Raw genomic sequence first — 13589 nt, forward strand, 5'->3', positions numbered from 1 at the left:
AAGCGCGAAGGGCTCTGTGTCGCGATGAAAACAGGGGTTGTGTTCCGCGAAGGAGATCGCTAATCTGAGCTTCCTTGTGTTGCCCGAAAATCGCTCTGACATAAGGATCCTGCTATGAACACCCCCCTGCGTATTGCCCTGGTTGGCGACTACAATCCTGACGTGATTGCCCATAAAGCTATCCCCCTCGCTATCGATGACGCTGCCGCCGTGCTGGAACTGCCCGTACGCTATGACTGGCTGGCAACTCGTGATATTCACCATACCGACGCGCTGGTGGATTACGATGCTATCTGGGTGGTGCCCGCCAGCCCGTACGAAAATGCCGAGGGCGCGTTTACCGCCATTCGCTACGCGCGCGAAAACAGCGTGCCTTTCCTCGGAACCTGCGGTGGTTTTCAGCACGCAATAATCGAATATGCGCGTAACGTGATGGGCTGGCAGGATGCGGCCCATGCTGAAACCGATAGCGCAGGACGGATGGTGATAGCGCCGCTAAGCTGTTCGCTGGTTGAAAAGTCGGACACTATTGAACTGCGTGCTCATACCCTGATTGCCCGTGCGTATGGTCGCGATACTATCGCAGAGGGCTACCACTGTAACTACGGTATTGCCGACAGCTTTGCCCGTGAACTGGAACAGGGGGAGCTGCGGGTAACCGGGTGGGATGAAGAGGGCGAGATTCGCGCGGTGGAGCTGATCACGCACCCGTTTTTTGTGGCGACCTTGTTCCAGCATGAACGTCATGCCCTGGAAGGGCGTCCTTCACCGCTGGTGCAGGCGTTTTTACATGCCGCGAGTCAATAATCTCACCGCCGGTTAATTTCACAGGATTCAGGTCGCATCGCCGCCATCGCCATGGCGGCTTAGCGGACGATTATCCGTTTATCTCCCGGTCGCGTCCGGCCAGCGCGCCGAACAGCGCCATCACGACTGAAATCAGCGCCACGGCGATAAGCGGGATCTGCCAGTCGCCGTTGGCATCATGAATTTTCCCCATGAGCGGCGGTCCGCAGGCGGCCAGTAGATATCCGATGGTCTGCGCCATCCCTGACAATGCCGCCGCCTGGTGCGCGGAGTTCGCGCGCAGGCCGATAAACGTCAACCCCAGAATCATGGTCGCCCCCGAACCGAAACCAAAGATAAGCGTCCAGACTACCGCCTGTCCCGGCCAGAACCACAGCCCACAGGCGCTGATGGCGCACATCAGCGCCACACTGACCGCGATGGCGCGCTGGTCTTTTAGACGATGAAGAATCAGCGGAATCGCCAGACCAGGGGCGGCGGTGGCCAGCTGGAGCAAACCATGCAGGGAGCCCGCCTGCGCTTCGCTGTAGCCAAGGCTCTGTAAAATGGCCGGCAGCCAGCCGATAATCACGTAATAGACCAGTGAGTTGATGCCAAGGAACAGCGTGACCTGCCAGGCGAGCGCGGAGCGCCAGATGCCGCGATTGTGCATGGCGCCGGAACCGGTGAGCGGCGCGGTCGCGCTCTTGCGCGTTTGCGGTAACCACACCAGCAGCGCCAGCAGCGGAAAGAGCATTAACATCAAGAGGGCGCCGTGCCAGGCGAAACCCGCCAGCGCCAGCGGTACCACCATGGCTGAACCCAGCGCGGCCGCTCCGCCCATGGTTATCGAGTAGGCCCCGGTCATCCTGGCAACATGCTGTGAGAAGTCGCGTTTGATCAGACCCGGCAGCAGAACGTTACCGAGCGCAATTCCGCAGCCGATGATCGCCGTGCCGCTAAAGAGCAGGGCGGTGGACGGGAGCGAACGCAATCCGATGCCCAGACAAATCAGGATTAACGCCGCCAGCAGGCTACGTTCAATGCCCAGCCAGCGCCCGACGCCTGCCGCCAGCGGGGAGACCAGGCCAAAGGCCAGCAGCGGCAATGTGGTGAGCATCCCGGTTTGTGCGGTGGAGAGACCATAGTCAGCGCGAATGGCGTCCAGCAGCGGGGCTGCGCCGGTAAACGTCACGCGTAGCGTAGAGGCAATCAATAAAATCCCGATAATCAGCAGCAGATGACGGCGGCCGGTAGAAGGCAAAACAGAACTCATGGCAATCTCTGACGAGTAAACAGGGCGGCTACAATAGCGCGTTTGCCGGTGCTTTAAATCAAGCTAAAATGACAGATTATCGCTAATATCGGACAAAATCATGACAGGACTTGGCCTTGATGGCTACGATCCGGACAGCGGTCATCAATCGGCGCTCGCTTTTCGCATTCAGGTGGTGGAGAACGAGCAGTTTATCCCTCGCCATCAACACCGCAAAGGCCAGTTGATCCTCGCTTTGCATGGGGCGCTCACTTGCGAAGTGGAGAACGCCATGTGGATGGTGCCGCCGCAGTACGCGGTGTGGGTCCCGGGGCAGATGCCGCACAGCAACCGCGCTACGCCGGGGGCGCAAATCAGTTTTTTGTTTATTGAACCGGATGCCGCGCCAATGCCGGCGCACTGCTGTACCTTAAAAATTTCTCCCCTCGTTCGCGAGCTTATCCTGACCCTCGCCGGACGTCACGGCGAGGCGTTTGCCCATCCGACAACGCAACGGCTGGTACAGGTGCTGTTCGATGAGCTCCCGCGGCAGCCGCAGGAACATCTGCAACTGCCGGTTTCCCCGCATCCGAAGATTCGTCAGATGGCGGATTTGATGGCGGTTGATCCGGCCCGCTGGCAGACGCTGGGGCAGTGGGCGACCGAATTTGCGATGAGCGAACGGAATCTGGCGCGGCTGGTGGTGCGCGAGACCGGGCTGAGTTTTCGCCGCTGGCGTCATCAGTTGCAGTTGATTCTTGCCCTGCAGCTGTTGATTGGCGGGAAAACGGTTCAGCAGACCGCGCAAACGCTGGGATATGATTCGACGACCGCGTTTATTACGATGTTTAAAAAGGGGCTGGGCCAGACGCCAGGGCGCTACCTTGCGAGTCTGGTTACGACTTCCCGATAAACAGGGAAATGATGCCGGCGGCGATCAGCGGGCCAACCGGTACGCCGCGGAACAGCGCCACGCCGAGGACCGTGCCGACCAGCAGTCCGGCCACCAGGTGCGGTTGCGAGCCCATCAGCGCCACGCCGCGCCCGCCCAGCCATGAGACGAAGACGCCCACGGCAATCGCCAGCAGCGACTTCCAGTTGACGAACGAGTGCAGCAGCGTCGATGGCGGCAACGTGCCGCTGGCAATGGGGGCCATGACGCCAATCGTCAGAATAATAATGCCGATCGTCAGCCCCTGCTTTTCAATCCACGGGAAAAAGACGTTAAGCGGTGTGACGCGAACGATGATTAAAACGAGGATAGAAATGGCCACGGTGGTGTTATGGCTGATAAAACCCAGCGCGGCCAGCCCCAGCAGAATAAACAGGGTTGTATCGAACATGAACGGGGATCCTTGCCCAAATTATAAGCCTGTCTACTTTACGCGTAATAGCGTGAACAGACAGGCATTTTTTGACGAGCGACCTCGTTTTCAGGCATCTGCACAATGTTGCCTGACGGCAGACTATCGCGCTCTCAGCTTTCGCGGCGAAAGGCGACCAGCTCCGGGCGGGCAATGCGCAGATAATCCTCGCTGTTGAGGACGATCGATTTATCCAGCCGCCCGGCGTTAAAAGCAATTTCCGGGTAGCGATCGAACAGCAGCGGATCGGCAATCAGCCGCAAATCCGCATGAAAGCTGAACGGAGGAATGGCGCCGAAAACGCAGGCGGTGAGCGTATCGACTTCCGCCGGGCTGGCCAGCGATGCTTTGCTGCCGCCGATATGCTGCGCCAGGCGTGACAGGTCCGCCTGTTGGTCGGCGGCGAGGATCGCCAGCACATGCTGGCTAACACCGTTGCCTTTGACTTTACAGACCAGCGCTTTTGCGCCCTGACCCAACGCGGTTCCGCGGATTTCCGACACGGCCTCGCATTTCCCCACGGCCTCATGGTCGACGACGCGATAGCGCGCCTGGTGCTGTTCAAGCAGTTCGAGCAGCTGACGGTGAGTGTTTCGTTTTTCCGGCATGTTCATCGCAATCTTTCCATCATGACAAAGCCGTCAGCATAATCTTCTTCCTGCCAGATGAGAACCGCTGCTGCCCGAAGTGGCATATCCTGTCGCGCTTTCATCATGCCTGCTGTTCCATTGCGCCCCAGATTGGGGGTACTATCTAACCCATTATCTCTTTGCAACAGGTAACATCCCCGATGGCTCTGATCCCCAAAAACTACGCCCGGCTGGAAAGCGGCTACCGTGAAAAAGCATTAAAAATCTATCCGTGGATATGCGGGCGCTGCTCGCGGGAGTTTGTGTACTCCAACTTACGCGAATTAACGGTTCACCATATCGATCACGACCATACCAATAATCCAGAAGATGGCAGCAACTGGGAGCTATTGTGTCTGTACTGCCACGATCATGAGCACTCTAAATACACGGAGGCTGACCAGTACGGCACGCGGGTCGTGGCGGGGGAGGATGCGCAAAAAGAGGTGGCCGCCGCAACCTATAACCCCTTTGCGGATTTAAAATCGATGCTCAATAAGAAGTCCTGAGACCGGCGGTCTTGTCGCCGATCAGGTCTGCCTGGCCGCCCTGATCGGCTTATCTTCCCGGAGAGTGCGGTCTCGTGTCTCCACGACTTTGCTACTGTAGCGTTCATTCAGACGCAATCCTTCACCGCGTTGCCCGCTGCGGGCGGCTTACGCCAGTGGTTTCCGGTGGACCGTCCCGTTAACTCAGCAGACCTGCGCCGATGTTCACCGACAGACCCAGTATCGCGAGATTGAACACGAAGGAGATAACCGATTGTAGCAGCGTGATTCTACGGATCCCGGTTGTCCCTGTGGCCACATCGGCGGTTTGCGAGGCCACCGCAATCGTAAACGCGTAGTACAGAAAATCCCAGTATCCCGGGTCCTCCGGCTTTTCCGGAAACATCATTGGGGTAACGTCTTGCGTCCGATGCAGATAGTGCTGATGGGCATAGTGCATAGCGAAGGAGCTGGGCAGCAGGGCCCAGGAGACAATGAGCGTTGCCACCGTCAGCAGGAGATGCACCGCGCGCGGCGTGCCGGAGAGCGCTTTCAACGCAGGGAGCTCGCTTAAAATGGTGACGATGCTGGCCGCACAGGCCACAATCACTATCGTTAGCACGAGCATCGCGCTCTGGTCCTGTAAGCGGGCAATGCGCTGAATGCCCGATACGTCAGTCATCAACATGCGGATCCAGATAAAAACCAGATACGGCCACGCCAGCGCATTCCAGCCGATCAACAGTCTTTGCAGCGTCCCCAGGTTTGTCGGAAGCAAGAAAAAACAGACCACGCCCAGCGCGATTGAAATCAACAGGGGCAGACGAATGTAGAGGTGGGCGGTAAGACGCATAGTGGCAGTCGCATCCAGTCAGGCACTGATTCAGGCGGATAAAAAATCATTATGTGAATTGAAGCGCGAAATTCAACAGCCAGAGCGCGAAAAAACAGTCAGGATCTTAATGTAACTGACTGTTTTTATTAGTTAGCTTCTGGCCTCGGAACCCTGCTTGTGGAACAGTTCGCGGAACACCGGATAGATATCTTCCTGGTCGCGAATGTGCTGCATCGCAAAGTTCTCAAAGGTTTCCTGCAGATGTTCATATTCGCGCCACAGCGTCTGGTGCGCGCGACGGGTTATCTCTATGTAGCTGTAGTAACGTACCACCGGCAGGATATTTTTTGCCAGCAGCTCATGGCACAGCGGCGAATCATCCGCCCAGTTATCGCCGTCCGAGGCCTGCGCGGCATAGATATTCCACTGCGACGGATCGTATCGGGCTTTAACAACTTCATCCATGAGCTTCAGGGCGCTTGAGACGATAGTGCCGCCGGTTTCCTGAGAATAGAAAAACTCGTGCTCGTCCACCTCTTTGGCCTGCGTATGGTGACGAATATAGACCACCTCAACGTTCTTATAGGTCCGGCTGAGGAACAGATACAGCAGGATATAAAAACGCTTCGCCATATCCTTGGTGACCTGATCCATCGAGCCCGAGACATCCATAAGACAGAACATCACCGCCTGACTGGACGGCTCCGGGCGTTTTTCGTAATTTTTGTAGCGCAGGTCAAAGGTATCGATAAAGGGCACGCGTTCGATTTTTGCCCGCAGCTCGGCTATCTCCCGACGTAACCGCTCCTCTTCCAGCAGTTGCGCCGGTTCACTTTTGCCTATGGTGTCCAGATCCTCCTCAAGCGCCCGCAGCTCGCGACGCTTACCCGCCGTCATCGCGGTACGTCGCGCCAGCGAGTTTTGCAGGGATCGCACCACGCTGATATTGGCCGGCACGCCGTTAGCGGTGAAGCCTGCCCGATGCGTTTTAAATTCGGTGAGCTGGCGCTGCTGGTTTTTCTTCAGATTCGGCAGGGCGAGATCCTCAAACAGCAGATCCAGATACTCATCTTTCGATATTTGAAAGACAAAACCATCCTGACCTTCGCCGTCGGCGCTGGCTTGCCCCTGACCGCTCCCGCCACCGCCGCCGCCTCCCTGAGGGCGCTCGATGCGGTCATTTTGCACAAAGTGGTCGTTTCCCGGATGGACGCGGTTACGCAACCCACCGCGTCCCTGATGAAACATCGGTTCGTTGATATCGTCCGTCGGGATCGAAACGGATTCTCCGCTGTCAATATCCGTCACCGAGCGCTTATTGATAGCCTCGGAGATGGACTGTTTAATCTGCGCCTTATAACGGCGCAAAAAGCGCTGGCGATTCACCGCACTTTTATTCTTTCCGTTCAGGCGCCGGTCTATGAACCAGGTCATATGCCCTCCTGTGCTGCAATTGCCAACCTTATGCTGCGACGGAAATGCCGGATGGCGCTAAGCTTACCCGGCCTACAGGTCGCTGTTATTGTAGGCCCGGCGGGTTACGCGCCGCCGGGCAATTTCCGCTATCAGGATGATTTACGTACGCGCAGGTACCATTCGCACAGCAGACGCACCTGCTTACGGGTATAGCCTTTCTCCATCATACGATCGACAAAATCGTCGTGTTTTTTCTGCTCGTCGGTTGAGGTTTTGGCGTTAAACGAAATCACCGGCAGCAGCTCTTCGGTATTGGAGAACATTTTCTTCTCGATAACCGTGCGCAGTTTTTCGTAGCTGGTCCAGTTCGGGTTCCGTCCGTTGATATTAGCCCTGGCGCGCAGGACGAAGTTGACTATCTCGTTACGGAAGTCTTTCGGGTTGCTGATCCCGGCTGGCTTCTCAATTTTCTCCAGCTCGGCATTCAACGACTCGCGATCAAACAGTTGGCCGGTGTCCGGATCGCGGTATTCCTGATCCTGAATCCAGAAATCCGCATAGGTGACATAACGGTCAAAGATGTTCTGCCCGTATTCGGAGTAGGACTCAAGATAGGCGGTCTGAATCTCTTTACCGATAAACTCGGCGTATTTCGGGATCAGATAGCCTTTGAGGAACTCCAGATAACGTTCCGACTGCTCTTGCGGGAACTGCTCGCGCTCGATTTGCTGTTCCAGAACGTAGAACAGATGGACCGGGTTCGCGGCGACCTCGGCGTGGTCAAAGTTAAACACCCGCGACAATATTTTGAAGGCGAAGCGGGTGGAGAGGCCGTTCATCCCTTCGTCGACGCCAGCGTAATCGCGATACTCCTGATAGGATTTCGCTTTCGGGTCGGTGTCTTTCAGGCTTTCGCCATCGTAGACGCGCATTTTGGAGTAAATGCTCGAGTTTTCCGGCTCTTTCAGTCGCGACAGGATTGAGAAGCGCGACAGCGTCTCCAGGGTCCCCGGGGCGCACGGCGCGTGGGTCAGCTCACTGTTGTTAAGCAGTTTTTCGTAGATACGCATCTCTTCGGAAATGCGCAGGCAATAAGGCACCTTGACGATATAGACGCGGTCGAGGAAGGCCTCGTTGTTTTTGTTATTACGGAAGGTCACCCATTCGGATTCGTTGGAGTGGGCGAGAATAATGCCGTTGAACGGCAGGGCCGAAATTCCCTCGGTCCCGTTGTAGTTGCCTTCCTGGGTCGCGGTCAGCAGCGGATGCAGCACCTTAATTGGCGCTTTAAACATCTCGACGAACTCCATAATCCCCTGGTTGGCGCGGCACAGGGCGCCGGAATAGCCATAGGCGTCCGGATCGTTCTGGGCATAATGCTCCAGTTTACGAATATCCACTTTACCGACCAGCGCGGAGATATCCTGGTTATTCTCATCCCCCGGTTCCGTCTTGGCGATCGCAATTTGTTCAAGGATGGAGGGCCACACTTTGATCACGCGGAATTTGGTGATGTCGCCGCCGAACTCGTGCAGGCGTTTTGCCGCCCACGGCGACATAATGGTGCCGAGATAACGGGTAGGCACGCCATACTCTTTATCCAGAATCTGCGCATCTTCCTGCGGGTTAAACAGGCACAGCGGATGATCGTTAACCGGGCTACGCTCGCCGTTGGCGCTCAGGATATAGATAGGTACACGCTGCATTAAGGATTTCAGACGTTCAGCCAGCGACGATTTCCCCCCGCCTACCGGGCCCAGCAGATACAGAATCTGTTTCTTCTCTTCCAGACCTTGTGCGGCGTGTTTCAGGTAAGAGACTATCTGCTCGATAGCATCCTCCATACCGTAAAACTCTTCAAATGCCGGGTAGCGCGCGACAACCCGGTTTGAAAAGAGACGGGACAGCCGGGGCTCCAGGGCCGTGTCGACCATAACTGGCTCACCAATGGCCATCAGCAGCCGTTCCGCCGCGTTGGCATAAGCACTGCGATCTTGCCGGCAGATGGTAAGAAACTCCTGCAGTGTGAACTCTTCGTCCTTGGCAGCTTCATAGCGCTGGCGATAGTGATCGAATATATTCATGGCATGCCGTCCTTTCGTTTTAAGCACAAGTTGAGAGCCGTTCATATGAATAGTGGGAGCTCCCGGAAGAGGTAAACTGCGCGACGTTCATCGATTCTCCAGCAACCCTTATGCCAGGTTGTCGAAGCGATAAAGACAACGTGCGCTAAAATCACTTCTTCTAAATTAAAGCGTAGATGCATTTAGAAAACTTGCATGCCGTCAAAAATCAATTTCAATGACATATCAATAACTCATCCGGAAAAAAGCGCCTTTTTCGCACGTCTTGCCAGCTCGCGTCATGGTGCTGTCATTCCGCTGCAAGTTTATGGTCATCTGTAGGTGAGAAATTGAACGATTTATGTAATGACGGGTAAAGAATTTGAGGCATGGGGTCTACGACGTTAAACTGCCCCGGTGTATTAATTGACAAACGGGAAGATGGATTGTGAATAAAATCAAACCTCTGGCACTCAGCGTGTGCCTTGCGGCCTCTGTTTCGGCTGCCCACGCGGAAGGGAAATTTACGTTAGGGGCTGGCGTGGGTATCGTCGAGAACCCTTATAAACAATACGATGCCGATGTTTACCCGGTCCCGGCAATAAGTTATGAGAGCGACAGCTTTTGGTTTCACGGCCTCGGCGGCGGCTACTATTTGTGGAATGACGACACCGATAAGCTGTCCGTGACCGCCTACTGGTCACCGATGTACTTCAAGCCGGGCAACAGCGATAGTGAGCAAATGCGCAAACTGGATCGCCGTAAATCAACCATGATGGCCGGGCTCTCTTATATCCACAACACGCCGTACGGCTTCTTGCGTACGACGCTGGCAGGCGACACGCTGGATAACAGCAACGGTATCACCTGGGACACCGCCTGGCTCTATCGCTATAACAACGGCAACCTGACCTTGACGCCGGGGATCGGGGTAGAGTGGAACAGCGATAACCAGAACGAATACTACTATGGCGTTTCTCAGCATGAGTCGAATCGCAGCGGCATGCGTAGCTACGACCCGGATAGCAGCTGGAACCCCTATCTTGAGCTGTCGGCCAACTATCGTTTCCTCGGCGACTGGAGCGTGTATGGCGTGGCGCGTTACACCCGCCTGTCAAATGAAATCACCGACAGCCCGATGGTGGACAAATCCTGGAGCGGCCTGATCTCCACCGGGATTACCTACACCTTCTGATCGAACACGATAACGATCGTAGCGCAGACGGCTGTGCGTCATGTTGTGCGCCATGCTGTGCACCGTAAAGAAGAAATTCGTGCGGCAAAACAGGGCACCAGGCCCTGCTTTGCACTGTAGTGGTGCGGTGGCATTAGCGGAGGAGTCGATGATGGAAAAAACGGTATCTTTTGGCGATCGCGCGGCGGTTCCTGCTATCGGGCAGGGCACCTGGTTCATGGGTGAAAACCGCTCCCGACGTGCGCAGGAGATTGCTGCACTACGAGCGGGCGTGGAACAAGGGCTGACGGTCATCGACACCGCTGAAATGTACGCTCATGGTGGGGCGGAAGAGGTAGTCGGAGAGGCGATTCGTGGCCTGCGGGACCGCGTCGTGCTGGTCTCCAAAGTGTATCCGTGGCATGCGGGTGGACAGAAGCTCATGGATGCCTGTGAGGCCAGCCTGCGCCGTCTGGGCACCGACTACCTTGATATGTACCTGCTGCACTGGGCTGGCGAGTTTTCTTTTGCCGAGACCGTGGCGGGTATGGAGACGCTGGTGGCGCAGGGAAAAATTCGCCGCTGGGGGGTATCGAATCTCGATACTGCCGCGATGCAGGCGCTGTGGCAGGTTGCCGGTGGCGATCTGTGCGCGACCAATCAGGTACTTTACCACCTGGCGTCGCGGGGAATTGAACATGACCTGCTGAAGTGGTGTCAGCAACGGGCGCTACCGGTGATGGCCTACAGCCCGTTGGCCCAGGCCGGACGTCTGCGCGATGGACTTTTAAATCATCGCGTTGTGACCCATATTGCTAAAGAGCGAGGGGTGAGCGCGGCACAAATTCTGCTGGCCTGGGTCATCAGTCATCCGGGCGTCATGGCTATCCCGAAAGCGGCAAGCGTAGAACATGTGGCCCAGAATGCCGCAGCGCTGACGCTGACTCTCACGGCTCAGGAGCGGTCGCAGCTCGATAATGCGTTTCCCGCGCCGGGCAACAAAGTCCCGCTCGATATGGTGTAAAGCGCGACTCGTCAGAAAACATTAGTGATTCGTTGATGAAAATCAAGGTTCACTGGTGAGCATCTCCTTAAAGATAAAAGAAAAAGGAGATTAACATGACTGAACTTAGCAAACCTCTGGATGTGAAGCTGGCTTTCCCGTTGTGGAAAGCGGTGCTCACAATACTCTTCGGCGTTATTATCTGGTTTATCCCACCGCCGGAGGGGCTCACCCTCCACGCGTGGCAAATGTTCGCTATTTTTGCCGCCACTATCTTCGCCATCATTCTTAAGGTGCTCCCGATGGGGGCGGTAACGATGATTGCGCTGATTGTCTCCGCATTTTTGGGCGTGACGCCGCTCTCTCCGGGCAAAAGCGACAAAGTTGCGGCGTTATCCGGGTTTGCCAACGGTACTATCTGGCTGATTGGTATCGCCATGTTTATCTCCCGGGCGGTAATCAAGACCGGTCTGGGCAAGCGGGTGGCGCTGTGGTTTATTTCTAAATGCGGTTCCAGCATGTTGGGGGTTGCCTATGGTCTGGCGCTGTCGGATGTTGTCCTCGGACCGGGGATCCCTTCGGCATCAGCGAGGGGCGGCGGAATTATGTACCCGATTACCCAGTCCATTGCCACTGCCTACCAGTCAGAACCTGGCGCGACGGCGAGAAAAGCCGGTGCCTTTTTAATGATTTGCGTTTCGCAGATCGATGCCATCGTCTGTACGATGTTTTTAACGGCAATGGCGGGTAACCCGCTGGTGGCCGAACTGGCGAGAAGCCAGGGAATAGAGATAACCTGGACGACCTGGTTTGTCGGGGCTATCGTACCGGGGATTGCCTCTCTGATCCTGCTGCCGCTGGTGATTTACGCGATTTACCCGCCGCAGCTGAAAAAAACGCCGGAGATTCCAGCGATCGCCCGAGAAGAACTGCGCAAAATGGGGCCGATGTCGCTGGCAGAAAAAATTCTGGCCCTCGATTTTGTCCTGCTGATATTGCTATGGACCATCGGTGATATTTTCTTTTCGATTCCGGCTACGCTTTCGGCGTTTATTGGGCTGATGGTGCTGCTGATCAGCAACATCATGTCGTGGAAGAATATTATTGAAGAAAAAACGGCCTGGGACACCATGTTCTGGTTTGCCGTGTTGGTGATGATGGCAAATGCGCTTAATAAGTACGGCATGATTAGCTGGATATCTGAGCGAATTGTCGGCTATGTCGGTCACTTCGAATGGATAACGGTTTTTTTACTGCTGGTCATGGTTTATTTCTATACCCGCTACTTTTTCGCGTCGGCGATGGCGCATATTTCCGCGATGTATCTGGCGTTTCTTGCCGTCGCCGTTTCAGTCGGCGTACCGCCGCTTTTTGCCGCGCTGGTGCTGGGTTATACCTCTAACTTGTCGATGGGGCTTACGCAATACTCGGGGGGCCCGGGGCCCGCGCTGTTTGGTTCGGGATATAACACGACGGGGCAGTGGTGGGGCGTCAGTTTCGTGGTTTCGCTGGCGTCTATTGCTATCTGGCTGGTACTGGGCGGCGCGTGGATGAAGCTGGTGGGATTCTGGTAACGGAAAAACGTCACGAGTGCCGGTCAATAAAACAGGGCGTTTCGCCCTGTTTTTAATTATCTCCCGTTTATCGGCAGCAGAAGGCGTTAGCCTCGTTTCGCGATGCGGATAGTTTGCGCCAGCCGAGAGGGATTCTCTTCGCTGGTTTTCTGCGCTTCGGTAACGCAACAGGTTTCGACGCAAACAAAGGTTTTGTAACCGTCATCCGGCATATCGCCCATGCTGATGGACAGCGCCGGGCCTGGGTTCCAGCCGACTACGTTGCTGTGGTGATGGTGGACGACGTCGATGTTGCGATTCAGCGCAGCGTCGTGAATCACGCTACAGGCTTCGGCATTCAGATAGACACGGTCGGTACGATCCGGGAAGGTCTGTACGCCGTTGCTCAACACGCCTTCTTCGGCATTGTTCACTTTATCGATATAGCGGTCGCCGAGGCCACTGACTTTTACCGCGGCGATGTCGCCGACGTTGAAGTAGGTATGCAGCGCGGAGGTGGTTTCAAATTCGCCGTGCGCTTCCAGCTCGATCTCGCAGGTTTTACCCAGTCTGAAACGCGCATACAGCGTAAATTCGTGCGGCCAGTACTTGCGGGTCTCATCGCTACTTTTTAGTTCAAAGGTCAGCATCACGCCGCTTTCATCTTCGTCATGGCCTTTTAGCGTCCACGGCAGGTTACGGGCGAAGCCGTGAGACGGGAAGCCCTGCTGCGCCGCCGGGCCAAACCACGGCCAGCAAACCGGCACGCCGCCGCGCAGCGCCACGCCGTTTTTGAACGGCGTATTGTTGCTGAGCCACAGTACTTCTTGTTCGCCAGCCGGTTGCCAGGAGAGCAGGTGCGCGCCCTGGAAAGCAACGGAGGCTTTAACCTGCGGATGGTTGACAACGATCAGCTCCAGCTCATCAAGCTGGCGGCGCGAGAGGACAGGGGTAAGTTGTTCAACTACCGGGAGAGCAAAAATTTTGTTAATCATGGTGCAATCCTAAAGGTTAGCCGTAAAC

13 protein-coding genes are annotated in these 13589 nt (G+C 55.9%); 6 read left to right on the forward strand and 7 right to left on the reverse strand.

Going from position 1 to position 13589, the window contains the following annotated elements; all coding sequences use genetic code 11:
* Positions 1-114: 114 nt before the first annotated feature.
* Positions 115-807 (forward strand): CTP synthase, encoded by a 693-nt coding sequence (locus CWM52_RS15720; RefSeq protein WP_100684936.1) that lies wholly within the window; start codon positions 115-117, stop codon positions 805-807.
* A gap of 70 nt (positions 808-877) precedes the next feature.
* Here the strand turns inward: CWM52_RS15720 and CWM52_RS15725 are convergent, their stop codons facing one another.
* Complete coding sequence (locus CWM52_RS15725) at positions 878-2062, reverse strand: CynX/NimT family MFS transporter (RefSeq protein ID WP_100684937.1); 1185 nt, start codon at positions 2060-2062, stop codon at positions 878-880.
* A 97-nt stretch (positions 2063-2159) separates the two neighbouring features.
* Between CWM52_RS15725 and CWM52_RS15730 the strand changes: the two genes are divergently transcribed.
* Positions 2160-2954, forward strand: coding sequence for an AraC family transcriptional regulator (locus CWM52_RS15730; RefSeq protein WP_165785403.1), 795 nt, complete (start codon positions 2160-2162; stop codon positions 2952-2954).
* Here CWM52_RS15730 and CWM52_RS15735 read toward each other — a convergent pair.
* Together CWM52_RS15735 and CWM52_RS15740 are read right to left on the reverse strand one after the other, a co-directional pair.
* Entirely contained in the window at positions 2938-3384 is a 447-nt protein-coding gene (locus CWM52_RS15735; protein WP_100684939.1) for a DUF441 domain-containing protein, read from the reverse strand. The two genes, CWM52_RS15730 and CWM52_RS15735, sit on opposite strands and share 17 nt — an antisense overlap.
* A gap of 134 nt (positions 3385-3518) precedes the next feature.
* Complete coding sequence (locus tag CWM52_RS15740) at positions 3519-4019, reverse strand: YbaK/prolyl-tRNA synthetase associated domain-containing protein (RefSeq protein ID WP_100684940.1); 501 nt, start codon at positions 4017-4019, stop codon at positions 3519-3521.
* Between the two features lie 176 nt (positions 4020-4195).
* Here CWM52_RS15740 and yajD point away from each other — a divergent pair, with 176 nt between their 5' ends.
* Complete coding sequence (gene yajD / locus CWM52_RS15745; protein WP_100684941.1) at positions 4196-4543, forward strand: HNH nuclease YajD; 348 nt, start codon at positions 4196-4198, stop codon at positions 4541-4543.
* A 178-nt stretch (positions 4544-4721) separates the two neighbouring features.
* Here yajD and CWM52_RS15750 read toward each other — a convergent pair whose 3' ends face one another.
* The 3 genes from CWM52_RS15750 to yeaG all read right to left on the reverse strand — a co-directional run bounded on the left by CWM52_RS15750 (position 4722) and on the right by yeaG (position 8857).
* On the reverse strand, positions 4722-5375 hold the full coding sequence (locus CWM52_RS15750; protein ID WP_100684942.1) for a DUF1345 domain-containing protein: 654 nt from the start codon (positions 5373-5375) through the stop codon (positions 4722-4724).
* A gap of 132 nt (positions 5376-5507) precedes the next feature.
* The gene (locus tag CWM52_RS15755) at positions 5508-6791 is read right to left on the reverse strand and encodes a YeaH/YhbH family protein (RefSeq protein ID WP_100684943.1); all 1284 of its coding nucleotides are present in this window, start codon (positions 6789-6791) and stop codon (positions 5508-5510) included.
* A gap of 131 nt (positions 6792-6922) precedes the next feature.
* Positions 6923-8857 carry a protein kinase YeaG gene (gene yeaG, locus CWM52_RS15760; RefSeq protein ID WP_004860792.1) on the reverse strand — a complete coding sequence of 645 codons (1935 nt, stop codon included), beginning with the start codon at positions 8855-8857 and terminating at the stop codon, positions 6923-6925.
* A 427-nt stretch (positions 8858-9284) separates the two neighbouring features.
* On the opposite strand from yeaG, the gene CWM52_RS15765 reads away from it, so the two are divergent.
* The 3 genes from CWM52_RS15765 to CWM52_RS15775 all read left to right on the forward strand — a co-directional run bounded on the left by CWM52_RS15765 (position 9285) and on the right by CWM52_RS15775 (position 12587).
* Positions 9285-10031 (forward strand): MipA/OmpV family protein, encoded by a 747-nt coding sequence (locus CWM52_RS15765; protein WP_100684944.1) that lies wholly within the window; start codon positions 9285-9287, stop codon positions 10029-10031.
* Between the two features lie 148 nt (positions 10032-10179).
* On the forward strand, positions 10180-11034 hold the full coding sequence (locus CWM52_RS15770) for an aldo/keto reductase (protein WP_100684945.1): 855 nt from the start codon (positions 10180-10182) through the stop codon (positions 11032-11034).
* Between the two features lie 95 nt (positions 11035-11129).
* The gene (locus CWM52_RS15775) at positions 11130-12587 is read left to right on the forward strand and encodes a DASS family sodium-coupled anion symporter (protein WP_100684946.1); all 1458 of its coding nucleotides are present in this window, start codon (positions 11130-11132) and stop codon (positions 12585-12587) included.
* A gap of 86 nt (positions 12588-12673) precedes the next feature.
* Here the strand turns inward: CWM52_RS15775 and CWM52_RS15780 are convergent, their stop codons facing one another.
* Positions 12674-13561, reverse strand: coding sequence for a D-hexose-6-phosphate mutarotase (locus tag CWM52_RS15780; protein ID WP_100684947.1), 888 nt, complete (start codon positions 13559-13561; stop codon positions 12674-12676).
* Between the last annotated feature and the right edge of the window lie 28 nt (positions 13562-13589).

The organism is Raoultella sp. T31, assembly GCF_002806725.1.
Taxonomy (GTDB): Bacteria; Pseudomonadota; Gammaproteobacteria; order Enterobacterales; family Enterobacteriaceae; genus Klebsiella; species Klebsiella electrica.